At 69.5% G+C, this 24,684-nt stretch carries 19 protein-coding genes; 11 read left to right on the top strand and 8 right to left on the bottom strand.

From position 1 onward, the window contains the following. Positions 1-57 precede the first annotated feature (57 nt). The 3 genes from hmgA to hppD form a co-directional block, all read right to left on the bottom strand. On the bottom strand, positions 58-1,356 hold the full coding sequence (gene hmgA, locus NUG20_RS02365) for a homogentisate 1,2-dioxygenase (protein WP_263396867.1): 1,299 nt from the start codon (positions 1,354-1,356) through the stop codon (positions 58-60). A gap of 18 nt (positions 1,357-1,374) precedes the next feature. Beyond that, a complete protein-coding gene (locus NUG20_RS02360) occupies positions 1,375-1,704 on the bottom strand; it encodes an endonuclease domain-containing protein (protein WP_263396866.1) in 330 nt (109 codons plus the stop codon). A gap of 144 nt (positions 1,705-1,848) precedes the next feature. Next, positions 1,849-2,916 (bottom strand): 4-hydroxyphenylpyruvate dioxygenase, encoded by a 1,068-nt coding sequence (gene hppD / locus NUG20_RS02355; RefSeq protein WP_263398374.1) that lies wholly within the window; start codon positions 2,914-2,916, stop codon positions 1,849-1,851. Positions 2,917-3,095: 179 nt separating this feature from the next. On the opposite strand from hppD, the gene NUG20_RS02350 reads away from it, so the two are divergent. After that, positions 3,096-3,584, top strand: coding sequence for a MarR family winged helix-turn-helix transcriptional regulator (locus NUG20_RS02350; protein WP_263396865.1), 489 nt, complete (start codon positions 3,096-3,098; stop codon positions 3,582-3,584). A gap of 463 nt (positions 3,585-4,047) precedes the next feature. Here the strand turns inward: NUG20_RS02350 and NUG20_RS02345 are convergent, their stop codons facing one another. The 3 genes from NUG20_RS02345 to NUG20_RS02335 form a co-directional block, all read right to left on the bottom strand. Next, on the bottom strand, positions 4,048-4,656 hold the full coding sequence (locus tag NUG20_RS02345) for a thioredoxin family protein (RefSeq protein ID WP_263396864.1): 609 nt from the start codon (positions 4,654-4,656) through the stop codon (positions 4,048-4,050). Positions 4,657-4,672: 16 nt separating this feature from the next. Continuing rightward, complete coding sequence (locus tag NUG20_RS02340) at positions 4,673-6,190, bottom strand: peptide MFS transporter (RefSeq protein WP_263396863.1); 1,518 nt, start codon at positions 6,188-6,190, stop codon at positions 4,673-4,675. A gap of 185 nt (positions 6,191-6,375) precedes the next feature. Continuing rightward, on the bottom strand, positions 6,376-7,287 hold the full coding sequence (locus NUG20_RS02335; RefSeq protein ID WP_263396862.1) for a tryptophan 2,3-dioxygenase: 912 nt from the start codon (positions 7,285-7,287) through the stop codon (positions 6,376-6,378). Between the two features lie 163 nt (positions 7,288-7,450). Here NUG20_RS02335 and NUG20_RS02330 point away from each other — a divergent pair, with 163 nt between their 5' ends. The 8 genes from NUG20_RS02330 to NUG20_RS02295 all read left to right on the top strand — a co-directional run bounded on the left by NUG20_RS02330 (position 7,451) and on the right by NUG20_RS02295 (position 19,907). Then, positions 7,451-11,014: a lamin tail domain-containing protein gene (locus NUG20_RS02330; protein ID WP_263396861.1), complete on the top strand. Its 3,564-nt coding sequence runs from the start codon at positions 7,451-7,453 to the stop codon at positions 11,012-11,014. A 975-nt stretch (positions 11,015-11,989) separates the two neighbouring features. Beyond that, entirely contained in the window at positions 11,990-13,078 is a 1,089-nt protein-coding gene (pdhA, locus tag NUG20_RS02325; protein ID WP_263396860.1) for a pyruvate dehydrogenase (acetyl-transferring) E1 component subunit alpha, read from the top strand. Next, a complete protein-coding gene (locus NUG20_RS02320; RefSeq protein ID WP_263396859.1) occupies positions 13,071-14,150 on the top strand; it encodes an alpha-ketoacid dehydrogenase subunit beta in 1,080 nt (359 codons plus the stop codon). The genes pdhA and NUG20_RS02320 overlap by 8 nt, the downstream gene beginning before the upstream one ends. A gap of 1 nt (position 14,151) precedes the next feature. Further along, positions 14,152-14,502: an SH3 domain-containing protein gene (locus NUG20_RS02315; RefSeq protein ID WP_263396858.1), complete on the top strand. Its 351-nt coding sequence runs from the start codon at positions 14,152-14,154 to the stop codon at positions 14,500-14,502. Then, positions 14,499-15,923, top strand: a complete 1,425-nt coding sequence (locus tag NUG20_RS02310; protein WP_263396857.1) for a dihydrolipoamide acetyltransferase family protein — start codon at positions 14,499-14,501, stop codon at positions 15,921-15,923. Before NUG20_RS02315 ends, NUG20_RS02310 begins: the two co-directional genes overlap by 4 nt. A gap of 126 nt (positions 15,924-16,049) precedes the next feature. After that, positions 16,050-16,322, top strand: coding sequence for a hypothetical protein (locus NUG20_RS02305; protein WP_263396856.1), 273 nt, complete (start codon positions 16,050-16,052; stop codon positions 16,320-16,322). A 323-nt stretch (positions 16,323-16,645) separates the two neighbouring features. Continuing rightward, positions 16,646-18,220 carry a M4 family metallopeptidase gene (locus NUG20_RS02300; RefSeq protein ID WP_263396855.1) on the top strand — a complete coding sequence of 525 codons (1,575 nt, stop codon included), beginning with the start codon at positions 16,646-16,648 and terminating at the stop codon, positions 18,218-18,220. Positions 18,221-18,638: 418 nt separating this feature from the next. Then, on the top strand, positions 18,639-19,907 hold the full coding sequence (locus NUG20_RS02295; RefSeq protein WP_263396854.1) for a DEAD/DEAH box helicase: 1,269 nt from the start codon (positions 18,639-18,641) through the stop codon (positions 19,905-19,907). Between the two features lie 268 nt (positions 19,908-20,175). Here the strand turns inward: NUG20_RS02295 and NUG20_RS02290 are convergent, their stop codons facing one another. Further along, the gene (locus NUG20_RS02290; RefSeq protein WP_263396853.1) at positions 20,176-20,496 is read right to left on the bottom strand and encodes a DUF6172 family protein; all 321 of its coding nucleotides are present in this window, start codon (positions 20,494-20,496) and stop codon (positions 20,176-20,178) included. Positions 20,497-20,705: 209 nt separating this feature from the next. Here NUG20_RS02290 and NUG20_RS02285 point away from each other — a divergent pair, with 209 nt between their 5' ends. Beyond that, the gene (locus tag NUG20_RS02285; protein WP_263396852.1) at positions 20,706-21,467 is read left to right on the top strand and encodes an SDR family NAD(P)-dependent oxidoreductase; all 762 of its coding nucleotides are present in this window, start codon (positions 20,706-20,708) and stop codon (positions 21,465-21,467) included. Between the two features lie 800 nt (positions 21,468-22,267). After that, on the top strand, positions 22,268-23,560 hold the full coding sequence (locus NUG20_RS02280) for a carbohydrate porin (protein ID WP_263396851.1): 1,293 nt from the start codon (positions 22,268-22,270) through the stop codon (positions 23,558-23,560). 402 nt (positions 23,561-23,962) lie between these two features. Here the strand turns inward: NUG20_RS02280 and NUG20_RS02275 are convergent, their stop codons facing one another. Beyond that, complete coding sequence (locus NUG20_RS02275) at positions 23,963-24,595, bottom strand: Rossmann-fold NAD(P)-binding domain-containing protein (protein ID WP_263396850.1); 633 nt, start codon at positions 24,593-24,595, stop codon at positions 23,963-23,965. Positions 24,596-24,684: the final 89 nt, after the last annotated feature.

Genomic DNA, 24,684 nt, shown 5'->3' with positions numbered 1-24,684 from the left:
AGGCGCTGGCCCGCGGTCCGCAGTGCGGGAGGGCCGGTACGCCACACACCGCGCCGCTCAGGGCGCTTGGAAATTGCGCCGCAGACCCTGCCAGCACTGCTGGTAGTCGCGCTGGCGATGCGCGGCGGCCAGCGCCTGCGCGGTCGGGCGCAGCACCGCGCGGGTCTCGAACATGAAGGCCATGGTGTCGGCGATGACGTCCGGCCGCGACAGGTCCGCCTGCGAGGCCTTGTCGAAGGTGGCCGCGTCCGGGCCATGCCCGCTCATGCAGTTGTGCAGCGAGGCGCCGCCCGGCGCGAAGCCTTCGGCCTTGGCATCGTAGACCCCGTGCACCAGGCCCATGAACTCGCTGGCCACGTTGCGGTGGAACCACGGCGGGCGGAACGTGTGCTGCGCCACCAGCCAGCGCGGCGGGAAGATCGCGAAGTCCAGGTTGGCGGTGCCGGGCGTGTCGCTGGGCGCGGTGAGCACGGTGAAGATGCTCGGATCGGGATGGTCGAAACTGATCGAACCGATCGTGTTGAAACGGCGCAGATCGTACTTGTACGGCGCGTAGTTGCCGTGCCAGGCGACCACGTCCAGCGGCGAATGCGCGATCGGCGCGCGCCACAGGTGGCCCTGGAACTTGGCGATCAGTTCGAACTCACCTTCGGCGTCCTCGTAGGCGGCCACCGGGGTGAGGAAGTCGCGCGGATTGGCCAGGCCGTTGGCGCCGATCGGCCCCAGGTCGGGCAGCCGCAACAGTGCGCCGAAGTTCTCGCACACGTAGCCGCGCGCCTGTCCGTCGGGCAGCGCGACGCGGAAACGCACGCCGCGCGGGATCACCGCGATCTCCTGCGGCTCGACCTCGAGCGTGCCCAGTTCGGTGCACAGCTGCAGCCGCCCGAGTTGCGGCACGATCAGCAGCTCGGCGTCGGCGTTGTAGAAGAAACGGTCCTGCATCGAGGCGTTCGCCGCGTACAGATGCACCGCCACGCCATGCTGCGCCTCGGCCGAGCCGTTGCCGGCCACCGTGTACAGGCCGTCGACGAAATCCACCGGCGCCTGCGGCAGCGGCAATGGACTCCAGCGCAACTGGTCCGGCGACACCGGCCCGGCGTTGAAGTCGTTGTGGAAGCCGCCGGCCTGCGTGTAGGCGGCGAACGCACCGTGCACCGCCGCCGGGCGGATCCGGTACAGCCAGCTGCGCCGGTTGACGCCGCGCGGCGCGGTGAACGCGGTGCCGGACAGCTGCTCGGCGTACAGGCCATGGGCCACGCGCTGCGGCGAGTTCTGCCCCTGCGGCAGCGCACCGGGCACGGCTTCGGTGGCGAATTCGTTGCCGAAGCCGGACATGTAGCGATGATGGTCATGCATGCACTTGGGCCTTCGAAATCAAGCCCCTCTCCCACCGGGAGAGGGGTTGGGGTGAGGGTACGGCGCCGCCGTAACATCGCAAATCACCTGGATCACGGCATTCGTCGACAGCAGCACATCGTTGCTCCAAAAGCGGACGATTCGCCAGCCTTGCGACTCAAGCCAGCGTGTTCTTGTCGCATCGCTCGTTTCGCTATGTTGCGAACCATCCAGCTCAACGATCAACTTCGACGCCACACAGCAAAAATCGGCGACATAGGGAGGAATCGGATATTGGCGCCGGAACTTGACGCCTTGCAACTGGCCGCCTCTCAGGCAACTCCATAGTTTGCGTTCGGCATCGGTCATGGCCCTACGCAGCAAGCGTGCGTTCTGCAGCGTTGAAGTGGGGAGCGGCGGTTTGACTCTCATAGCGCCACCGTACCCTCACCCCAACCCCTCTCCCGTCGGGAGAGGGGCTCTTGCCGCGTCGGCGCATGCCTTTTTTTCGCGTCAGAGCACGCCGCGCTTCATCTGGTCGCGCTCGATGCTCTCGAACAGGGCCTGGAAGTTGCCTTCGCCGAAGCCTTCGTTGCCCTTGCGCTGGATGATCTCGAAGAAGATCGGGCCGATGCAGTTCTGGGTGAAGATCTGCAGCAGCTTGCGCTGCTTGGTCTCTAGGTCGGCGTCGATCAGGATCTTGTTCCTGGCCAGCCGCGGCACGTCCTCGCCGTGGTTGGGGATGCGCTGGTCGATCACCTCGAAGTATGCGTCCGGCGTATCCAGGAACTCGACCCCGGCCGCGCGCATGCGCTCCACCGTCTCGTAGATGTCGTCGGTGAAGCAGGCGATGTGCTGGATGCCTTCGCCGTGGTAAGCGTCCAGGTATTCGTTGATCTGGCTCTTCGGGTCGGACGATTCGTTGAGCGGGATGCGCACCACGCCGTCCGGCGCGGTCATCGCCTTGGAGGTCAGCCCGGTCTTGGCGCCCTTGATGTCGAAGTAGCGGATCTCGCGGAAGTTGAACAGGCGCTCGTAGTAGTCCGACCAGCGCTGCATGTTGCCGAAGTACAGGTTGTGGGTCAGGTGGTCGATGAAGGTCAGGCCGAAGCCGGCCGGGTGCGGCTCGGCGCCGGGCACCGGTTCGAACTCGGCGTACACCGACCCCTTTTCGCCATAGCGGTCGACCAGGTACAGCATGCAGTCGCCGATTCCCTTGACCACCGGCGCCGGCACCGCACGGGTGTCGGCCTTGTCGGCGATGGCTTCGCCGCCGTTGCCCAGCACCTTGGCGAACACCTCGTCGGCCGGATGCCGGAAGCGGATCGCGAAGCCGCAGGCGCAGGGGCCGTGCGCGGCGGCGAAGTCGGCGGCGAAGGAATCCGGCTCCTCGTTGACCAGGAAGTTGACCCCGCCCTGCCGGTACACGGTGATCGCGCGGCTGCGATGGCGCAGCACCGCGCTGAAGCCCATGCTGCGGAAGTAGGCGTGCAGCTGTTCGCCCTGCCCGGCCGGCGCGGCGAATTCGACGAATTCGAAGCCGTCGATGCCCATCGGGTTTTCGAAGGTGGTGACCTGCATACCCAGGTTGGCCGGCTGGGACGGATACTGCGGTTGTGCGCTCATGGCTCGTCTCCTGGAGGACGCGGGCCGCGGCCGGCCGAAATTTCGGATGCGGACGGACGCCAGACTCGCGAGAATGGTCGGTAGTGTCCTCCGTTGTAGTTACAAATGAAACCACCAGCAAGGTGCAATGCAGCATGACGTCGATCGCTCCCTCCGCCCCACCCGCTCCCGAGCAGCCCTCGCTCGACCTGGAGCAGTTCCTGCCCTACCGCATCAGCGTGCTGTCCAACCGGATCAGCAGCAACATCGCCCGCGTCTACGGCGAGCGCTACGGCATGGCGGTGACCGAATGGCGGGTGATGGCGGTGCTGGCGCTGTACCCGGGGCTGTCGGCCGGCGAGGTGTCCGAGCGCACCGCGATGGACAAGGTGGCGGTGAGCCGCGCGGTGGCGCGCCTGCTCGAGCGCGGCTTCATCCAGCGCGAGACCCATGGCGACGACCGCCGCCGCTCGGTACTGCACCTGACGGCGGCGGGCGTGGAGGTCTACCAGGTGGTCGCGCCGATGGTGCTGGAATGCGAGCGCCGCCTGCTGGCGCCGTTCAGCGAGGAAGAGCAGCGCGTGCTGCACCGGCTGATCGACCGCTTGGCGGCCGAGGGCTTGCCGAGCATGACGGGCAAGTAGCCGCGGTGTTGCGGGAGTGGCGCGCCCGACGGCAAGGCCCGTCGCGCCTGAGTCGCTCCCGCACGAGGATCCGGTGGGTCCACGGCAATCCTTCTAGGAGCGGCTTGGCCGCCACCGCTGGCCTGCTGCGCCTCGAAGCCATCTGTCGCGGCTGAAAGCCGCTCCTACAAAGGCCGGACGCTTCCTCGCGCGCGGCGAGATGCCGCCTCGCGCGGCGATTTGCGTGCTCGGCTACGCGGACACGGCCGAGCGGGACTCTATGGGAGCGACTGCAACCGCGACGGGCCGTTCGGTAAAGCCGTCGCGACTGAAATCGCTCCACATGGAGATCCGGCGGATGCACGAACCCCTGTAGGAGCGGCTTCAGCCGCGACAGGCTTTACCGGTAGAGCCCGTCGCGGCTGAAGCCGCTCCTACAGGTTCAATGCCTTCCGGCTGCCAGCAAGACGCACTGCCGCTTCGCTCAGGTCTGCGGCGGCGCCCACTGTTTGAGGAAGTCGAAGAACTTCTTGCGGTCGTAGCCCTTGCCCTTCTCCAGCTCGCCGGTGAACTGCGATTGCAGCAGCTTGCCGTCGGCGTCCAGCACCAGCAGGTGCGGGTAGGCCTCGATCTTCGGGTACTGGGCCAGGAACGTCTCGTTCTTGTTGTCGTCGCTGTAGTTGACCTTGACCCACACGTAGTTGGCGTCGCGGAAGCTGCGCAGTTCCGCATCGCCCTCGATGAACTGGTCGAGGATGTGGCACCACGAGCACCACTCGCCGCCCACGTCGAGCAGGATCCGCTTGCCGCCACGCTTGGCTTCCACCTGCGCGGTCTCCAGGTCCTTGGCCGGGTCGCGGGCCGGGTCGAACTGTGCGCTCAGCGCCGCCACCGCGGCCACGTCGGCGGCGGCGGGCGTATTGCCCGAGGCCACCGGCTGGCTGGGATCGGCCACCGGCGGCTTCTGCACCGAGGTGTCCAACGGTTTGGCCGGGGCCTGCTCGGCCTCCGGTGCGACGGCCTTCTCGCAGCCTGACAGTGCCAGCAGCAGCGCCGCGGCGCTGCCTATCGTCTTGATCGTCTTGTTCGACATTGCGATCTACCTCACGTCATTTGACACCGTGCATCAGCTTGCTGATCAACGGTGCAATCAGGAACAGCAACACGCCCGAGCCAAGCAGCGCCCAGAAACCGAAGGTATACCCGCTCAGGGCGGAAGATACCGTCATCCCGCCCTCGCCGCTGACATGGCTGGCGAAGATGCCGGACAGGTTGTTGCCGATGCCGGTGGACAGGAACCAGCCGCCCATGCCGAAGCCGACCAGGCGCAGCGGCGCCAGCTTGGTCACCATCGACAGGCCGATCGGCGACAGGCACAGCTCGCCCACCGACTGGATCACGTAGACCATGAACAGGGTCCAGAACGGGATCTTGCCGGCGTCGTCGACCAGGCTCGACAGCGCGAACATCAGCAACAGGAACGCCAGGCCATTGAAGGTCAGGCCCAGCGCGAACTTGCGCGAGATGGAGGGATTGAAGCGGCCGGCCTTGACCCAGATCCAGGCGATGAGCGGCGCCAGGGTGATGATGGCCAGCGAGTTCACCGACTGGAACCAGGCGGTGGGGAAGGTCCAGTCGCCGAACCGGCGATTGACGATCTCGTCGGCGAGGAAGGTGAAGGAACTGCCCGCCTGCTCGAAGAACATCCAGAACAGCACGTTGAAGGCGAAGATGATCAGCATCGCGATCACCTTGTCGCGCGCCACCTTGCCGTTGCGGATGCCTTCGATCAGCAGCATCACCGCCAGGATCACGAACATCGTGCTGAGGATCCACTGCAGCACCCCGGCGCCGGCGGCCAGCGCCAGGTACACCACCGGGATCGCCACCAGCATGCCGAGCAGTACGTACACCACGCGCATGCGGCTGGCGCCGTCGTGGATCGGCGCGCCGATGCCCTTGAGCTGGGCGCGGCCGAACCAGAACCACACCAGGCTGATCAGCATGCCGATGCCCGAGGCGATGAACACCATCTTGTACGACGGCATCGCCGCGGTGCCGAACACCTTCTCGGCCAGCTGCTGGGTCAACCACGGCGCGATCATCGCGCCCAGGTTGATGCCCATGTAGAAAATGGTGAAGCCGCTGTCCCGGCGCGGGTCGGCGGCGCTGTACAGCTGGCCGACCATGGTCGAGATGTTGGGCTTGAACAGGCCGTTGCCGACCACCACGGTGGCCAGGCCCAGCTCGAAGATCTGCGGGTTCGGGATCGAGATCAGGAACAGGCCGGCGGACATCACCGCCGCACCGACCAGGATCGAGCGCTGGTAGCCGAGCACCCGGTCGGCGATGTAGCCGCCGAAGATCGCCGCCGCGTACACCAGCGCCAGGTAGGCGCCGTAGGTGGCGCTGGCCGGCGCCTGGCCCGTCCCCTGGCCGTCATGAAATTGCGCCACGATGTACAGCACCAACGCCCAGCGAATCCCGTAGAACGCGAAGCGCTCCCAGAATTCGGTCATGAACAGCATCCACAATGGCCGTGGATGGCCCAGCAAGGTCTTGAATTCGGGCGGTTGCGCCGGCTGCGGTGAGGCGGGGGGGTGCGACGCGACGTCGTCAACGCTCATGCGGTGTTCCCTTGCGTATTCAGTATGGGCTGGGCGATTCCGGCCGGGCCGGGTAACGGGCGAGCATCACCGACAGTTGGCGGGGACGTCAAATTGGCGGGACCGGGGACCGGGGACCAGGGACCGGGAAAGCAGGGGCGCCCAGCCGCAACGATTCCCTGGCAAGCGCGGCGCCGGCGGTGGCCTTACGGTTCCTGCGATGCCGCTTCCGGGTCCCCGGTCCCCGGTCCCCGGTCCCGGCTTTCCAGCCCCACCGAGGTCCGCACCTCGAACAGTTCCGGAAAGAAGGTCAACGCCAGCGCCTGCTGCAGGAAGCCCACGCCGCTGGAGCCGCCGGTGCCGCGCTTGAAGCCGATCACCCGCATCACCGTGCGCATGTGGCGGAAGCGCCACAGCTGGAACTGCGTCTCCAGGTCCACCAGATCCTCGCATAGCGCGTATTCGCGCCAGTAGCGATCGGTGTTCTCGTAGATGCGCTCCAGCACCGGCCGCAGCAGCGGGTCGCTGACGTGCGGCTGGCGCCAGTCGCGCGCCCGGTACTGCTCGGGCACGGCATGGCCGAAGCGGGTCAGGTAGCGCAGGAATTCCTCGTACAGGCTGGGCGCTTCCAGCACCGCCTGCAGCGCCGCCTGGCCCTGCGGGTCGTGGCCGAACACGCGCAGCATCTGCGCGTTCTTGTTGCCGAGCAGGAATTCGATGGTGCGGTACTGCAGCGACTGGAAGCCGGAGGCCGGGCCGAGCACGTCGCGAAAGCCCATGTATTCGGACGGGGTCAGCGTCTCCAGCACCGACCACTGCTCGGTCAGCTGGCGCAGCACCTGCTTGCTGCGCGCCAGCACCTTGCGGCACTGCCAGACCTCGTCGCGCTGCAGGTGCACGATCGCCGCGCGCAACTCGTGCGCCAGCAGCTTCAGCCACAGCTCCGAGGTCTGGTGCTGGATGATGAACAGCATCTCGTCGTGGTGCGGCGGGTCGGACAGCGGCTGCTGCGCGGACAGCAGCTGGTCCAGCCGCAGGTAGCCGCCGTAGGTCAGGCGGCCCTCCAGGTCGGTGTGGATGCCGGCTTCGAGCGGGCGCTGGTTCTGTTCGACGGGCATGGGCGGGTACGGCGGTCCGGGGCCGGCAAGGGTACCGCAGCGACGCCTGTCACATCCCGGTCAGCGGCGGGCGGCAAACTCGGGCAGAATCGAGCCGGCGCCTTGGGGGGCGCCCGATCGTCATCCGTCGTCACGTCTTCAAGGATTGGGGAGAGTCTTCGTCATGCGAACCATGCTGCTTCGTGCCGCAGTGTTGTCGTGCGCGCTTGCCTGTGCCGGAACCGGCCAGGCCCAGGTCGTCATCAGCCAGGTCTACGGCGGTGGCGGCAACAGCGGCGCCACCTACAAGAGCGATTTCATCGAACTGCACAACAACGGCAGCGAGGCGGTGAGCCTGGCCGGTTGGTCGCTGCAGTACGCCTCGGCCGCCGGCAGCAGCTGGCAGGTCACCGCGCTGGCCGGCAGCATCCCGGCAGGCGGCTACTACCTGGTCAAGCAGGCCGACGGCAGCGGCGGCAGCACTGCGCTGCCGACCCCGGACGCCACCGGCACCACCGCGATGAGCGGCACCGCCGGCAAGATCGCGCTGAGCAACGCGGCGACCGCGCTGAGCGGCGCCTGCCCCGCCGGCAACGTCGATTTCGTCGGCTACGGCAGCACCGCCAGCTGCGCCGAAGGCAGCGCGCCGACCGCCGCGCCGAGCAACACCCTGGCGGTGCTGCGCGGCAATGGCGGTTGCAGCGACAGCGACAACAACAATGCCGACTTCGCCACCGGCGCGCCGACCCCGCGCAACGCCGCGGCGGCGCTCAACCTGTGCGGCGGCGGCAACCAGCCGGTGGCCAGCGTGGCCAATGTCAGCCGCGGCGAAGGCGACAGCGGCAGCACCGCGTTCGTGTTCACCGTCGCCCTGAGCCAGCCGGCCGGCAGCGGCGGCGTGAGCTTCAGCGTCGCCACCCGCGACGGCAGCGCCAACGCCGGCAGCGACTACCAGGCCCTGGCCGCGACCAGCGTGACCATCGCCGCCGGCGACAGCAGCGCGCAGGTCAGCGTGCTGGTCGATGGCGACACCGCCAACGAACCCGACGAGACCTTCTACCTCGACGTCAGCGGCATCAGCGGCGCCCTGCCGGCCACGCTGACCGCCAGCGGCGTGATCCTCAACGACGACTTCAACCTGGTGCCGATCCACAGCATCCAGGGCAGCGGCGCACGTTCGCCGCTGGTCGGGCAGATCGTCGCCACCAGCGGCATCGTCACCGCGCGGCGCAGCGCCGGCTTCTTCCTGCAGGCGCCCGACGCCCAGGCCGATGCCGATCCGCAGACCTCCGAAGGCATCTACGTCTACACCGGCAGCGCGCCGCCGGCCGAGGCCGCGGTGGGCAACGCGGTGCGCGTGCAGGCCACCGTGCTCGAGTACGTGCCGAGCGCCGACCCGACCCAGCCGCCACTGACCGAGCTGGGCACGCCAACCGTGCTGCTGCAGTCCACCGGCAATCCGCTGCCGGCCGCGGTGACGCTGACCACCAGCTTCCCCGACCCGAGCGGCGCCTACGACCAGCTCGAGCGCCTGGAAGGCATGCGCGTGGCCGCGCCCAGCCTGACCGTCAACGCGCCCACCGGCGGCAACGTCAACGAGACCAACGCCACCGCCAGCAGCAACGGCGTGTTCCATGCCGTGGTCACCGGCCTGCCGCGCGCCTGGCGCACTCCCGGCGTGCAGCAGCCCGACCCGCTGCCGGCCGGCTCGCCGGCCGGCGTGCCGCGCTGGAACACCAATCCGCAGGTGATCGCGGTGGGCAGCGCCGGCCTCGGCGGCGAGCGCATCGACGTGGCCGGCGGCTGCGTGGTGCTCGGCGTCAGCGGACCGCTGGACTACAGCTTCCGCCGCTACACGATCTATCCGGAAACCGCGCCGACCGTGCAATGCAACGGCGCCGACCAGCCCAAGCCGGCCCCGGCGCCGCAGGCCGACGACGTCAACGTCGCCACCTACAACATGGAGCGCTTCTTCGACGACCAGAACGATCCGGCGATCGGCGAACCGGTGCTGACCCCGGCCGCCTACCAGGCCCGGCTCAACAAGGCCTCGCTGGCGATCCGCAACTACCTCAACACGCCCGACATCCTGGGCACGGTGGAAGTGGAGAGCCTGAGCGTGCTGCAGACCCTGGCCGCGCGCGTCAACAGCGATGCGGTCGCCGCCGGCCAACCCGATCCGCAGTACGTGGCCTATCTGCAGGAAGGCAATGATGTCGGCGGCATCGACGTCGGCTTCCTGGTCAAGACCGGCGCGGTCGGTGCCGGCGTCGCCCGCGTGGAGGTCGTGTCGGTCAGCCAGGAAGGCAAGACCACCACCTGGACCGAGCCGGCCGGCGGCACCAGCCTGCTCAACGATCGCCCGCCGCTGCTGCTGAAGGCAGTAGTGCATTTCGCCGACGGCCGCACGCTGCCGCTGACCGTGGTCGAGGTGCACCAGCGTTCGCTCAACGGCGCCGAGACCGACGACGCCAGCGGCCAGCGCATCCGCGCCAAGCGCCAGGCGCAGGCGGTGTTCCTGGCCAACCTGCTGCAGGCGCGCCAGGCCGCCGATCCCGCCGAGCAGATGCTGGTGATGGGCGACTTCAACGCCTTCGAGTTCAACGACGGCTACGTCGATGCGATGGGCACGGTGACCGGCCTGCCGTCGGCCGACGCGCAGACCGTGGTCGAGGGCGACGGCGCCGACCTGGTCGACCCGGACCTGTACAACCTGACCCTGCTGTCCACGCCGGACCAGAGCTACTCGTACGCCTACGACGGCAACGTGCAGTCGCTGGACCACGTGCTGGCCAACAGCGCGCTGATGGGCTCGGCGCAGATCGCTACGCTGAGCGAAAGCCATGCGCGGCTCAATGCCGACTTCCCGGCCACCGCGCGCAACGACGCCAATTCGCCGGCGCGGCTGTCCGACCACGACCCGGCGGTGGTGCTGCTCAAGCTCAAGCCGCTGCAGCGCGCCGACCTGGGCGTGACCGCGAGCGCGGCCAATGACGCGGTCTACGCCGGCGACACGATCCGCTACAGCGTCGAGGTCGGCAACGCCGGTCCGGACGCGGCCCGCTTCGCCGCGGTCGCCTTCGCGCTCGACGCGGCGGTGACGCCGACCCTGAGCGCCGCCCCGGGCTGGGACTGCGCGGCATCGGACGTGGGCGCGCAGACCGTGGTCACCTGCACCACGACGCAGTTCGCCGCGGGTGCGGCGCAGCGCTTCGAGGTAGCGGTGCCGGCCACCGCCGAGCTGGTCGGCCGCACGCTGCGCCTGGCCGCCTCGGTCGCCTCGCAGACCGAGGACCCGAACGCCGGCAACAACGGCGCCAGCGCCGCGGTGGCGGTGCAGGCCGCGCCTGCCGGCAACCTGGCGCTGCGCATCGACGGCCCGGCGACGCTGCCGCTGACCGCGTTCGGCGCCAACTACCGCATCGCCCTGAGCAACCACGGCAATGCGCCGGTGCGCCGCGCCAGCCTGAGCGTCAGCGGCAACACGTTGTCGGTGCTGTCCGCGCTGGTACCGCCGCGCGGCTGGCAATGCGTGCGGCAAGCCCACGGCCTGCGCAGCGCGCAGTTCCAGTGCAGCACCCGCGCCGACCTGGCCCCGGGCGCCAGCACCACGTTCACCCTGGCCGTGGCCACCCGCCCGTTGCCGGCCGACCGCACCATCGTGATCCAGGCCAGCGCCAGCTCCGCCTCGCCCGATGCCGACCCGTCCGACAACACGGCACGCTTCAGCACCCGCATCGGCCGCTGAGCGCAACCGCCTGCGGGGAGAACGAAGGGCGCGGCCGCAAGCCGCGCCCTTTTTCTTTTGCTGTCGCTACAGAGGCCGCCGTCGCCTTGAGGCCTCGGCTGTAAAAGCCCCTCTCCCCTCGGGAGAGGGGTTGGGGTGAGGGTCGGGGCGAAGCGTCTCGCTGAGTTGGATGCACGAGGCTTCGCCCGTACCCTCATCCGGCCCTGCGGGCCACCTTCTCCCGATGGGAGAAGGAAACAGCCAAGCCCCTCTCCCCTCGGGAGAGGGGTTGGGGTGAGGGTACGGGGCGAAGCGTCTCGCTGAGTTGGACGCACGAGGCTTCACCCGTACCCTCATCCGCCCCTGCGGGGCACCTTCCCCCGAAAAGGGAGCCATGGTCCCGAGGGGAGAAGGGAACAGCCGAAGGGCCGCTCTTGAGCCGTTGCTGTTGCTCTTGCTGTTGCCGTTAGCTGTCGCTCCTAAAACTTCCCGCCCTAAAGCGAGCCGAGCACCGCAGTGGCGAGCGGCCGAAGAGGCGCCCTTGTCTGAGCGAAGCGAGTTTGGGCGCCGTGCCGCTTGCCGCGAGGAGCACAGGGCACCGGTGCGGCTGTATCGCACCGGCTCGTGTCGGGCGGGAGCGGTTTTGGTTACTTTTTGCCAAGACAAAAGTAACTCGCGCCAGCAGGCGCGAAAGCTCTTGATCTTGATCCTGCTCCTAGCCGCACGTGTGTTTTGCGCAGTCGCCCGTATATACGGCAGACGCCATCATGCCCAGAGCTAAACGTCCACCGATAGACATCCGCACCCCATGCAGCCGCCAATCGCAACGCAGCAATCGCGCAAGTGAACGCCAGCAGTGCGCGCAGCCAACACAATCCACGTTTTTGCTGCAATCCAGCAAGATGCCGTGCTGCGGTGCAGGACGGCTTTTGTGCACGCCTTCCTTAACATGCCAGCTCATATCATTTGAAACTTGTTGTCGAGAGTGCCGCCGTCATGACCATCGCCGCGCAATTCGAAATTGAATACCTGCAGTACCTCGACGCGGACGGCCAGCCGGCCCGCGACGCCCTTCCGGCCGACTCGGCCAACCCGCAGACCCTGCTGACACTGTTCAAGCAGATGCTCTACGTGCGTACCTTCGACAGCAAGGCCGTGGCCCTGCAGCGCACCGGCAAGCTCGGCACCTACGCCTCGTGCCTGGGCCACGAGGCCACCCACATCGGCATCGGCGCCTCGATGCGCAGCGGCGATGTGCTGGCGCCCAGCTACCGCGAATACGGCGCCATGTTCATGCGCGGCGTGCGTCCGCGCGAAGTATTGCTGTACTGGGGCGGCGACGAGCGCGGCAGCGATTTCCTGCGCGATTCCGACGCGGCCAAGGACTTCCCGATCTGCGTGCCGATCTCCACCCAGTGCCTGCACGCCGCCGGCTCGGCGCTGGCGTTCAAGCTGCGCGGCGAAGGCCACGTGGCGGTCGCCACCTGCGGCGACGGCGGCTCGTCGAAGACAGATTTCTATGCCGCGCTCAATTCCGCCGGCGCCTACCAGCTGCCGCTGATCCTGTGCGTGATCAACAACGGCTGGGCGATCTCGGTGCCGCGCGCGGCGCAGACCGGCGCGCAGACCCTGGCGCAGAAGGGCCTGGCCGGCGGCCTGCATTGCCTGCAGGTGGACGGCAACGACCTGATCGCGGTGCTGGAGGCGATGCGCCAGGCGCGCGAGCGCGCGCTGTCCGGCCAGGGCGGCAGCGTCATCGAATTCATGACCTACCGCCTGTCCGACCACACCACCGCCGACGACGCCCGCCGCTACCGCGACGAGGCCGAGGTCAAGCAGGCCTGGGAACGCGAACCGCTGACCCGCCTACGCACCTGGTTGACCGCGCAGGGCCTGTGGAGCGAGACCGAGGAAGCGGCATGGAAGCAGGAATGCGCGCGCCTGGTCGACATCGAGGTCGACGCCTACCTGGCCACCCCGGTGCAGCCAGTGGAGGCGATGTTCGATTACCTGTACGCCGACCCGCCGCCGGAGCTGCTCGCGCAGCGCGCCGAGGCCGTCGCCCTGGAGCGGCGCCATGGATGAACTCGCTCCCCGCCTTGCCGACACGGCCGCCACGCACGCGGCCGGCACCGCCCACCACGCCGCCACCGCGCGCGGAGACAGTCCGATGACCAGCACCCCCATCACCCTGATCGAAGCGGTCACCCAGGCTCTGGCCTGGGAACTGCAGCACGACCCGTCGGTGCTGGTGCTGGGCGAGGACGTCGGCGTCAACGGCGGCGTGTTCCGCGCCACCGCCGGCCTGCAGCAGCGCTTCGGCGCGCAGCGCGTGCTGGACACGCCGCTGGACGAAACTACCATCGCCGGGCTGACCGTCGGCCTGGCCGCGCAGGGCATGAAGCCGGTGGCCGAGGCGCAGTTCGACGGCTTCGTCTATCCGATGGTCGATCACCTGATCTGCCACGCCGCGCGCCTGCGCAACCGCACCCGCGGCCGCCTGCATTGCCCGATGGTGCTGCGCGTGCCGTGGGGCGGCGGGATCCGCGCGCCGGAGCATCACAGCGAGGCCAACGAAGCCATCTTCACCAACGTGCCGGGCCTGCGCGTGGTGCTGCCGTCCTCCCCGCAGCGCGCCTACGGCCTGCTGCTGGCGGCGATCCGCGAGCCGGATCCGGTGATCTACATGGAACCCAAACGCCTGTACCGCCAGTACAAGGAAGTGGTGGTCGACGACGGCGAGGCGCTGCCGCTGGACGTGTGCTTCGTGCTGCGCGAAGGTAGCGACGTGACCCTGGTCGCGTGGGGCGCGCAGGTCAAGGAAGCGCTGGAAGCGGCCGACAAGCTCGCCGCCGACGGCATCAGCGCCGAGGTCATCGACGTGGCCACGCTGCGCCCGCTGGACTTCGACACCATCGCCGAATCGGTGGCGCGCACCGGCCGCTGCGTGATCGTGCAGGAGGCCCCGCGCAGCGCCGGCTTCGGCGCCGAGATCGCCGCGCGCCTGGCCGAGCAGTCGATGTACGACCTGGTCGCGCCGGTGCAGCGCGTGACCGGCTACGACACGCACATCCCGTTGTTCCGGCTGGAGATGAAATACCTGCCGAGCGTGGACAAGATCGTCGCGGCGGCCAAGCGTGCCGTCGCCGCAGGCTGACATGCGCGCGCGCCTGCTCAGCGACTACCGCGCCACCTACCCGCATCCGCTCCGCGTCGCCGCCGGCGAGCGGGTGCTGCTGGGCGTGCGCGACGAGGAATGGCCGGCGTTCGTGTGGACCACCACCGCCGCCGGCAGCGCCGGCTGGGCGCCGCTGGCCTGGCTGCGCGCCACCGGCGACGGCCACGCCGAAGCGCTGCGCGACTACGATGCGCGCGAACTCGATGCGGTGCAGGGCGACACCGTGACCCTGCATCACGAATACGGCGACTGGTGGTGGGCCGAGCGCGCCGATGGCGCGCAGGGCTGGCTGCCGGCACGCGACCTGGAACTGCTGGAAGAGACCACATGAGCGAAACCAAGAGCTTCAACCTGCCCGACCTGGGCGAAGGCCTGCCCGACGCGACCATCGTCGAATGGTTCGTCAAGGAAGGCGACACCATCCGGCTCGACGAACCGCTGGTGTCGATGGAGACCGCCAAGGCGGTGGTCGAGGTGCCCTCGCCGGTCTCCGGCAAGGTGCTGAAACTGGCCGGCGCGCCGGGCGACATCGTCGTCACCGGCGCGATGCTGGCGCAGTTCGCGCCCGACGCCAGCATGCCGCAGCGCGCCGAGGGCCAGGACACCGGCCACCACCATGGCGGCGCCGCGCCAGCCAGCCCCGGCAAGGGCGCCGGCGCGGATGCGCCGGGCGACAACGACCGCGTCGTTGCCTCCGACGACGGCGGCGAACTGCGCGACGCCGATACGGCGCAAGGCGGCAGCGAGCGCGACGACGCCGGCACCGTGGTCGGCGCGATGCAGAGCTCCAACACCGTGCACAGCGAACGCACGGTCTCGGTCGGCGGCGTGCGCGCGATGCCGGCGGTGCGCGCGCTGGCCAGGAAACTGGGGGTGGACCTGACCCGGGTACGCGCCAGCGGCGGCGACGGCGCAGTGACCCTGGCCGACGTGAAGCAGGCCGCCGCCGACGGCTCGGCCGCTGTAGGAGCGGCTTCCGCCGCGACCGCACGGCCTGCGCAGGTCAAGGCGGAAGCCCCCCCTGCAACCGCGCCCACCACCGCAGCACCAACGCGCACGCCGCTGTCCGCCGCCGGCAAGCCGATGCGCACGCAGCCGCCGGGCGCCACCGCGCACGGCCAGCCTGAGCAGCTCAAGGGCGTACGCCGCAACATGGCGCGGGTGATGGCCGATGCGCACGCCAAGGTGGTGCCGACCACGCTCAACGACGACGCCGACATCCACGCCTGGACGCCCGGCAACGACATGACCGCGCGCCTGGTGCGCGGCATCGTCGCCGCCTGCCGCGCGGTGCCGGCGCTCAACGCCTGGTTCGATGGCGACGCGCTGACCCGCACCCTGCATGCGCAGGTCGACATCGGCATCGCCGTGGACACCGACGACGGCCTGTTCGTGCCGGCGCTGCGCAACGCCGACATGCTCGATGCGCGCGGCATCCGCGAAGGCATCAGCCGCCTGCGCCAGCAGGTGGAGGCGCGCAGCATCGCCGCCTCGGAACTGAGCGGCTACACCATCTCGCTGTCCAACTTCGGCATGTTCGCCGGCCGCTACGCCACCCCGGTGGTGGTACCGCCGTGCGTGGCGATCGTCGCCGCCGGCCGCGCCCGCCACCAGCTGGTGCCGGTGATGGGCGGCATCGAGACGCACAAGCTGATCCCGCTGTCGGTCACCTTCGACCACCGCGCCTGCACCGGCGGCGAAGCGGCGCGCTTCCTGCGCGCGCTGATCGACGACCTGGCGCTGGCGGGCTGAACCGCGGGCCGCCGCTTCGCAACGGAGCAGCGGCCCTCATGTCGGATCAATTGCTCGTCGAAGCCTGGATGATCTGCAGCGCCATCTCGTCGCGCCGCTGACGTTCCGCCGCTGCACCAGCGCCGCATGCACGGCCTCACCGAGCCGCAGCGGATCGCCGCGCTGCCATCGCCGAACGTAGACCGCAAGCCGACGGTCCTGCGCGTCAGCGCTTCGACCATCGTTGGCGCGGTACCGAACAAGTCGCTGCGGCATTTCCAAGTCCAGGAAAGGATCGCAATCGAGCGTTCGCATGCGACGCCATCCAGCTGGCGTGCGTGTTTTCCGCCATTCTCGCGAACGCCATACCGTCGCGCCGCGTCACGCCGCAGCGGTTCGCACGCCGCTTGCGAGAAATAGTGCACCTGCCATGGAATGCGGCGCAATTATTGTGCGCCTTGGCACGAACCGCAGCGTCGCCTGCCGCAAACTCATCACGGCGCAGGCGTCCCCACCCGCCTGTGTGCCGAAACGGTATAGCAGGCTCGCCATCCCATATCGGCACTCCGAGCGAAAGCCGTCTACCACGGCCGCTAACCGCATCGCTATGTTCGTTGCCAGGGGGACGGCAGCGCGCCATTGGCCGCAATGCCGACGCGATCCACGACGCAACCGCAAGCAACGTGGCAGCCATGCGCTGCCGCGCCGGCAAGACATTCCCTATCGCTCATGAGGAATTCCAAATGACCCAGTCCATCCGCCGCCAGCGCCCGCTGGCGCTGCTGCCGTCGTTGCTGCTCGCCCTCGCCGCCACCTCCGCCGCCGCGGCCGAACGCGTGGATCTGCACGGCAAGGATCTCGGCACGCTCAACACCCAGTACAAGGCCGCCGCCACCAGCCTCGGCGGCGTGCCCGCGGCCGCCGCGGTGCGCCATGCCGAGCTGGTCGGGCTGGATGCCGAGTCCGCGCTGAGCCTGCTGAGCAGCAGCACCGACGACGACGGCACCGTCCACAGCCGCTACCAGCAGACCTTCCGCGGCGTGCCGATCTGGGGCGAGCACGTCGTGGTCAGCGAGCGCAGCGACGGCAGCGTGCGCAGCCTGTTCGGGCGCTCGGTCGCCGGCCTGGCCAGCGAACTGCCGGCCACCGCGACTGCCGCTGCAGCCGCGCTGCTGCCGGCCAATCGCGCGCTGGACGTGGCCAAGCGCGCCGCGCTCGGCGATGCGCTGGCCGCGCGCCGCATCGAGCGCGCACAGGCGCCGCAGATGATCTACCTGGACGACGACGACCGCGCACACATGGCCTACGTGGTGTCGTTCTTCGCCGACGCGCCGCAGGGCGGCGAACCGACCCGCCCATTCGTGATCGTCGACGCGCGCAGCGGTGCGGTGCTGCGGCAGTGGGAGGGGCTGACCACACGCGACGCCACCGGCCCCGGCGGCAACGCCAAGACCGGGCAGTACGAATACGGCACCAGCGGCAGCATCCACGGCTTCCTCGAGGTGGACAACAACTGCCGCATGCAGAACAGCACGGTCAAGTCGGTGAACCTCAATGGCGGCACCTCCGGCAGCACGGCCTACCAGTTCGCCTGCCCGCGCAACACCTACAAGGCCATCAACGGCGCCTACTCGCCGATCAACGATGCGCACTACTTCGGCGGCGTCATCGAGAAGATGTACCGCGCCTATGCCGGGGTGGCGCCGCTGAGCTTCCAGTTGGTGATGCGGGTGCACTACAGCACGCGCTACGAGAACGCGTTCTGGAACGGTTCGACGATGACCTTCGGCGACGGCAACACCCGCTTCTATCCGCTGGTCAGCATCGACGTCGCCGGCCATGAGGTCTCGCACGGCTTCACCGAGCAGAATTCCGGCCTCACCTACTCCGGCCAGTCCGGCGGCATCAACGAGGCGTATTCGGACATCGCCGGCGAGGCCACCGAGTACTACCTCAAGGGCAGCAACGATTTCCTGGTCGGCCCTGAGATCTTCAAGTCCAACGGCGCGCTGCGCTACATGGCCAATCCGCCGCAGGATGGCGCCTCGATCGACAATGCCGCCAACTACCGCAGCGGGCTCGACGTGCACTACTCCTCCGGCGTCTACAACAAGGCGTTCTACAAGCTGGCCACCACCTCCGGCTGGAACACGCGCACTGCCTTCGAGGTATTCGCCCGCGCTAACCGCCTGTACTGGACCCCGAGCACCAGCTTCAACAGCGGCGCCTGCGGCGTGCGCACCGCGGCCAGCGACCTGGGCCGTTCGGCGGCGGCGGTGACTGCCGCGTTCAGTTCGGTCGGCGTGACCTGCCAGTAACCGCGGCAGCCGGTACCACCCGCCGCACGACCACCTGGACCGGTGGCCGTGCGGCGATATGGCCACGCGGCGTTGCGGGCAAGCCAGCGGACTGCGCTATCGCCGGTGCGCATGGCGAGGCGCCTGCGCACGTCGTCGCCGCGCGCGACCGGTTCGGCACCAACCCAGCACCGCGCCAGGTTTTCCACGCGCGCGCCACCTCGCCTTGCCAGCGAGCGGCGACTGCGGCGACCGTTTCCCGCAGGACGCTCGGGCAAGGGCCGCTGTCGCCGATCGAGCGTCTTTCGAGCGGCGGCAATTGGCCTCCCAGACGCGTACGCCTCGCATAGGCGTCCGGCTGCGGGTAGGCTGCGCGGCTACGTCCGCCGCAGCGCATCGCGACGGCATCGTTTCGCCGCCCTCTTCCGGACCACGCTGCATGCCATTCGCCACGCTGGGCCTCGCCCCCGAGCTGCTGCCCGCGTTTTCCCGCGCGCTCGACGCCGCCGGCTACACCGCGCCCACGCCGATCCAGGCGCAGGCGGTCGCGCCGATCCTGCGCGGCGAGGACCTGCTTGCCTGCGCCGCGACCGGCTCTGGCAAGACCGCTGCGTTCGCGCTGCCGCTGCTGCAGCATGCGGCGCTGCTGCCGCCCAGCCGCCGCGTGCGCAGCTTGGTGCTGGTCCCGACCCGCGAGCTGGTCGCACAGGTCGGCGACACCTTGCAGGCGCTGGGGCGCTACCTGCCGCGACGGGTCAAGGTGGCTGCGGTCGCCGGCGGCGCCTCGATCAATCCGCAGATGCTGAAGCTGCGCGGCGGCGCCGACATCGTCGTGGCCACGCCGGGCCGGCTGCTCGACCTGGCCGCGCACAACGCACTCGATCTGGGCGCGGTGCACACGCTGGTCCTGGACGAGGCCGACCGCCTGCTGGCGCTGGGCTTCGAAGAGGAACTGGGCCGGATCCTGGCGCTGCTGCCACGGCGCCGGCAGACCCTGCTGTTCTCGGCCACCTTCCCGGCCGAGGTGGACGTGCTGGCGCAACGCCTGCTGCGCGGACCGCGCCGCATCGGCGAGGAAGCCGCCGCCGCCCCGGCGACGATCCGCCAGCGCGCGATCGAGGTCGACAGCGCGCAGCGCACCGCGCTGCTACGGCACCTGCTGCACAGCGAGGCCTGGCCGCAGGCGCTGGTGTTCGTGGCCAGCCAGCGCGGCGCCGACAACCTGGCCGAGAAGCTGCACAAGGCCGGCGTGGCGGCGCAGCCGTTCCACGGCGAACTGAGCCAGGGCCGCCGCAACCAGGCGCTAGCCGGGTTCAGGAGCGGCCAGCTGCAGGTCCTGGTCGCCACCGACGTGGCCGCGCGCGGGCTGGACATCGCGCAGCTGCCGGTGGTGGTCAACTACGACCTGCCGCGCGCCACCGCCGACTACACCCACCGCATCGGCCGCACCGGGCGCGCCGGTGCCGACGGCCTGGCGGTGAGCTTCGTCGATGCGGCCAGCGAGGCGCACCTGCTCCTGATCGAGAAGCGCCAACGGCTGCGCGTGCCGCGCGAACGCATCGCCGGTTTCGAACCGACGCAGACGGCCGCGCCTGCCGCCGAGACAGCGCCGCAGACCGGCGGCATCAAGGGCAAGCGCCCGAGCAAGAAGGACAAGCTGCGCGCGGCGGCTGCGCAGGGCAGCGGTGGACTGCCCGCGAAGAGTTGATCGCGTTCGCGGCGCTGGTCGCGGCCGGTGCCGGAGATGCGCGCGCTATTTCGCAGAGCGCAGGTTGCAGCGATCCGATGCATTGCGCGCCAATCCTGTCGGTCGCGGCCGAAGCCGTTCCTACAGTGCTTCCGGCCAGCCAGCTGCGCGCTTCTGTAGGAGCGGCCTCAGCCGCCACACCGGCCGAAACGCCCGGCGTCGATCATCGCGGCCAATGGCTGGAAGACCACCCGCATCCGCTCCCAACAGGGGCAAGCGCAGCCCACGCTCAATCGTCGAACGGATCGGTCACGGCATCGCCCTGCGCCCGCGGCGTGCGCTTGCCCGGCTTGCTGCGGATCTCGACGTAAAACTGGGTGGCGCCGGTCGCCACCAGCGCGTCGATCGCGCGGATCAGCTCGGCCGGCGGGACCACCGCGGCGCTGGCCTCGTCGGCGCCGAACAGCGTGTCGAAGTCCCAATAGTCGGCGCCGGCCGGCAGGGTCTTGCGGCGTTCGCGGCGGATGTACTTGCGGATGTCGTGCTTGCTGGCGTCGAGCAGGCGGTCGGGGTGCTTGCCTTCGATGCGGAGCTGGTAAGTCTTCTTCACTGCGGGAGGATCCTGGAAAGAGGGAACGCGGCCGCCGGGCGGGCGCGGCGGCGGCTGGCGAGCGTGCGGCCTGACCCGGGCAATGGCCCTGCTGCCGGCCGCAGGCGGGCGCGGCGGGCCGCCATGGTGCCAGAACCCGGCCCCGCGCTGCGGATTGGCCGACAATCGGCGCCTGGCGCATCCCCGCGCCGCCGCCGCAGGAGCCGCCGATGACCGACCCCTCCACCTTCGCGGGCTACCGCGTGCTCGTCGCCGGCGCCAGCCGCGGCATCGGCCTGGCGATCGCCGACGCCTTCGCCCAGCAGGGTGCGGGCGTGGCGATCTGCGCGCGCAATCCCGCCCATCTGGCGGACGCGGCCGAGCAGCTGATACGCCACGGCCATCCGGTGTCGCGGCTGACCTGCGATCTGGCCGACCCGGCGCAGATCCAGCAGTGGGTGGCGCATGCGGCCGACGCGCTGGGCGGCATCGACGTGATGGTCAACAACGCCTCCGGCTACGGCCATGGCGACGACGACGCCAGCTGGCAGGCCGGATTCGACATCGACCTGATGGCGGCGGTGCGCTGCAATCGCGCCGCGTTGCCGGCGCTGCGCGCCAGCGCCCACGGCTGCATCCTCAACATCAGCTCGATCAACGGGCTGCGACCCACGCCGCGGGTGCCGGCGTATTCGGCGGCGAAAGCCGCGCTGAACTACTACACGACCACGCTGGCCGCCGAACTGGCGCGCGAGCGGATCCGGGTCAATGCGATCGCGCCCGGCTCGATCGAGTTCCCCGGCGGGCTGTGGGACCAGCGCCGCGCACAGCAGCCGGAGCTGTACCGGCGCATCCGCGCCGATATCCCATTCGGCAGCTTCGGCGCGCTCGAGGACGTCGCCCACGCCGCGCTGTTCCTGGCTTCGCCGCAGGCGCGCTGGATCACCGGCCAGATCCTGGCGGTGGACGGCGGGCAGTCGCTGGGCGTCTGACCGCGCCGCGGCGGCCGTCGGCAGGCGCCGCGCCACTGGGCGTGGGCCCATGCGCGGCTGCGCAGGACCGCCGCACGGCGGCCGGTGATCGTTGCGCACACAGCGCGTACGCAAGCACATCGTGGGCAAGCACCGGCAACGGCGCCGGAGGCCTGGCAGGCTCGCCGACTCCCTGAATCGGCTCGGCGAATCGCGCCGTGCGCTACTCATGCCATGACCGCAGGCGGCGTCTCCAGCCGCCGCGGTGGTCTCTGTGTCCGCAGTCGAGCGCTGCGGCGCACCAAAAACGCTCCGCTCGCCGATGCCTCGCCAATGCAGCAGCGCGATGGCGCGTGGCAGCGCCGATCCTCTTCGACCAGCAGGAACCGCGCTGCGCAACGGTCGACGCATGTGGCGGGATCGCGCGTCCAGGCGCATACCTGAATAAATAACAACAAGAAGGCGCCTATTCGAACAATAACGAACATGAAACGAGCATGGCGACGATAAGCTCCGGCGCGCAGGGGTTGCATCCGACTTCATCCCGCGCGCCGCAGCACACGCATGCGACGGGCACCTGGAGGCCATGTGTTCCATCCACGCATCGACACCGTCACCCGCCCACCTCCCGCCGCCGGGCCAGTCCCGCGCGCCGCAGGGGTGGCTCCTGTCCGCGCCTTCAACCCCGCATCCGCCGCGGCCAGCAACCGATGCAGCAGTCCCCACGGCGATCGCCGCCCTCCTCCGCACGGCAGCCGCCGCGCCGGAGTCCTTCCCATGACCGGGCCGCGCACCGCGGCCCCGCGCAAAGCGAGTCACTCATGAACAAGAACCCATGCATCGCGCTGGCGGCGCTGTCGGCAGCGCTGTGCTGCGCACAGGCCGCCGCGGAGGATTTCGACCCGGCCAAGACCCTGACCGGCGACTGGGGCGGCGCGCGCACCCGGCTGGTCGACAGCGGCGTGGACCTGCGCCTGTCCTACACCGGCGAGTTCGCGCACAACAACTCCGGCGGCAGCCGCGACGACACCTACGCCTACGCCGACCAGTTCTTCCTGGCCGGCACCTTCGATCTGGACAAGCTGTGGGCCTGGCGCGGCGCGACCTTCAAGGTCGAAGTGGCCAACCGCAATGGCGACTCGCTCAACGACACGGCTGGTTTTCCGACCCTGCTGGCGGTGCAGGAGATCCACGGCCGCGGCGCGGTGACCCGCCTGAGCCAGTTCTCGCTGACCCAGGAACTGTTCGACGACCGCCTCAGCATCAAGCTCGGCCGCCTGTACGCTAACGGCGATTTCTTCTCGTTCTCCTGCAAGTTCCAGAACCTGAGTTTCTGCGGCGGCCTGCCCGGCTACGTCAGCAACGGCTGGTACGTCGACCCGATCAGCCAGTACGGCGCGGTGGTGGCGTTCAAGCCCAACGACGCCTGGCGCTTCAAGGTCGGCGCCTACGACGTCAACCCGAACAACCTGGACCACGACCAGGGCCTGAAACTGCGCACCGACGGCGACAGCCAGGGCACGCTGATGATTGCCGAGATCGAGTACCTGCCCAGCTTCGGCGACGGCCTGCAAGGCCACTACCGCGTCGGCGGCTGGCGCAACAGCGCCAACTACCGCAACACCGTCACCGCCAGCGGCCTGCCGTCGGACGTCAGCGGCGACGCCACCGCGGTGATGGACAGCGAAAGCGGCTACTACGCCACCGCCGAGCAGGCGCTGTGGCGCGCGCCCGGCGGCGGCACGCTGCGCCTGTTCGGCAACTGGGTGCAGGCCGACAAGGACACCGACCGCATCGACCAGATGCTGCAGCTGGGCGCATGGCTGGATGCGCCGTTCGCCTCGCGCCCGTACGACCGCATCGGCTTCGCCGCCGGCCGCACCCGCGTCAGCGAGCGCCTGGGCGATGCGCAGCGCCGCTACAACGCCGCGCTGCCGGCCGGCGCGGCGGCGGTGGGCGTGCAGGAATACGAATACCCGCTGGAACTGAACTACCAGTACGCCATCACCCCGGCGCTGTCGCTGATGCCCAACCTGCAGTACATCCGCAACGCCAACGGGATCAAGGACAACAACGGCGTGGTCGGCGGGCTGCGCGTGAGCTTGAACTTCTGAGCGGTGGCTAGCGCCGGCAACAAGTCCGATGGCGCCGGTCGCACGGCGCCATATGGGAGCCTCTGAAAACCTCGATTTCCGAACTTGCACGCGATGCGCACGAATGGATCACGAGCGCTTCGATCAGGTTTTTTAGAGTGATTGGAGCTTCCCACAAGGCGGTGATGTGGCGAGCAGGTCGGCGATCAGGTCGCCGCCTTCTCCGGTGCACCGCGATCGGTTGCCAGGCGTTGCCAGGCATGGAGCACAGGCGCAGCAAGTGCAGCAACGGCCGGCGCATGCCGCCAGCGCAGCAACGCAGGCATGGCGGACGCGGCAGCGCCTCCTTCGTGCAAGCGCGCTACGCCGACGCGGCGTCGCCCACGCGCGCGGCGACACCACGCCATCCGCGCTCCGCGCCGCTCAGGCCAGCTGTTCCGAACCGACCACGTGGACGCCGACACGCGGCCGCAACGCGTGCTCCACCAGCGCGGCGGCGACGCGCGCGGCGGGATTGACCCGGTAGCGCCGCGGCAGCAGCGGGCCCAGCGCGTGCAGCAGCGTGCCGGCCAGCCGCTCGGCGCCGCGCGGCTGCGCGCGCTCGCCGCCGATCAGTCCGGGGCGTACCAGCGTGAGCGAGGCGAACCCCAGCGCCTGCAGCTCACTTTCCAGTTCGCCCTTGACCCGGCTGTAGAAGAAGCGCGAGCGCGGAGCGGCGCCCAGCGCCGAGTTCAGCGCGAACGTGGTGGCGCCGTGCTGTTGCGCCAGCCGCGCGATCGCCAATGGATAGTCGTAGTCGACGCGGCGGAACGCGGCGCGCGAACCGGCCTGCTTCATCGTGGTGCCCAGCGCGCAGATCGCCGCATCTACCTGCCACCACGGCGCCTGCGCCGGCAATTGCTCGAAATCGATCAACGGGTTGTCCAGCTTTGCGTGTACGACATCCAGTGCGCGCCGGGTCGGCGCGACCACCGCGCTGCACTCCGGCGCGGCAAGCAACTGCGCCAGCACATGCAAGCCGACCAGGCCGGTGGCGCCGGCGACCAGGATCTTCATCGAAAGCGCCCTTGCACGGTGGAGGGAGGAAGCTACGCCGATCGCAGGCGCATGGGCAAGGCACTGGCGGCATGCGAGCTTGGCCGGCT

Origin of the sequence: Xanthomonas sp. CFBP 8443, from assembly GCF_025666195.1 — a bacterium.
Taxonomy (GTDB): domain Bacteria; phylum Pseudomonadota; class Gammaproteobacteria; order Xanthomonadales; family Xanthomonadaceae; genus Xanthomonas_A.
Note: the sequence above shows the minus strand (reverse complement) of the source record. Positions and strands in the feature narration are given on the sequence as shown.

What these genes read in the sequence shown, in the direction of transcription:
- NUG20_RS02305 (WP_263396856.1), top strand. Translation starts at nt 16,050, where the DNA reads ATGCACGGCCTCACCGAGCCGCAGCGGATCGCCGCGCTGCCATCGCCG.
- NUG20_RS02350 (WP_263396865.1), top strand. Translation starts at nt 3,096, where the DNA reads ATGACGTCGATCGCTCCCTCCGCCCCACCCGCTCCCGAGCAGCCCTCG.
- pdhA (WP_263396860.1), top strand. Translation starts at nt 11,990, where the DNA reads ATGACCATCGCCGCGCAATTCGAAATTGAATACCTGCAGTACCTCGAC.
- NUG20_RS02310 (WP_263396857.1), top strand. Translation starts at nt 14,499, where the DNA reads ATGAGCGAAACCAAGAGCTTCAACCTGCCCGACCTGGGCGAAGGCCTG.
- NUG20_RS02300 (WP_263396855.1), top strand. Translation starts at nt 16,646, where the DNA reads ATGACCCAGTCCATCCGCCGCCAGCGCCCGCTGGCGCTGCTGCCGTCG.
- NUG20_RS02280 (WP_263396851.1), top strand. Translation starts at nt 22,268, where the DNA reads ATGAACAAGAACCCATGCATCGCGCTGGCGGCGCTGTCGGCAGCGCTG.
- NUG20_RS02360 (WP_263396866.1), bottom strand. Translation starts at nt 1,704, where the DNA reads ATGACCGATGCCGAACGCAAACTATGGAGTTGCCTGAGAGGCGGCCAG.
- NUG20_RS02315 (WP_263396858.1), top strand. Translation starts at nt 14,152, where the DNA reads ATGCGCGCGCGCCTGCTCAGCGACTACCGCGCCACCTACCCGCATCCG.
- NUG20_RS02330 (WP_263396861.1), top strand. Translation starts at nt 7,451, where the DNA reads ATGCGAACCATGCTGCTTCGTGCCGCAGTGTTGTCGTGCGCGCTTGCC.
- NUG20_RS02340 (WP_263396863.1), bottom strand. Translation starts at nt 6,190, where the DNA reads ATGAGCGTTGACGACGTCGCGTCGCACCCCCCCGCCTCACCGCAGCCG.
- NUG20_RS02295 (WP_263396854.1), top strand. Translation starts at nt 18,639, where the DNA reads ATGCCATTCGCCACGCTGGGCCTCGCCCCCGAGCTGCTGCCCGCGTTT.
- NUG20_RS02335 (WP_263396862.1), bottom strand. Translation starts at nt 7,287, where the DNA reads ATGCCCGTCGAACAGAACCAGCGCCCGCTCGAAGCCGGCATCCACACC.
- NUG20_RS02285 (WP_263396852.1), top strand. Translation starts at nt 20,706, where the DNA reads ATGACCGACCCCTCCACCTTCGCGGGCTACCGCGTGCTCGTCGCCGGC.
- NUG20_RS02320 (WP_263396859.1), top strand. Translation starts at nt 13,071, where the DNA reads ATGGATGAACTCGCTCCCCGCCTTGCCGACACGGCCGCCACGCACGCG.
- hppD (WP_263398374.1), bottom strand. Translation starts at nt 2,916, where the DNA reads ATGCAGGTCACCACCTTCGAAAACCCGATGGGCATCGACGGCTTCGAA.
- hmgA (WP_263396867.1), bottom strand. Translation starts at nt 1,356, where the DNA reads ATGCATGACCATCATCGCTACATGTCCGGCTTCGGCAACGAATTCGCC.
- NUG20_RS02275 (WP_263396850.1), bottom strand. Translation starts at nt 24,595, where the DNA reads ATGAAGATCCTGGTCGCCGGCGCCACCGGCCTGGTCGGCTTGCATGTG.
- NUG20_RS02345 (WP_263396864.1), bottom strand. Translation starts at nt 4,656, where the DNA reads ATGTCGAACAAGACGATCAAGACGATAGGCAGCGCCGCGGCGCTGCTG.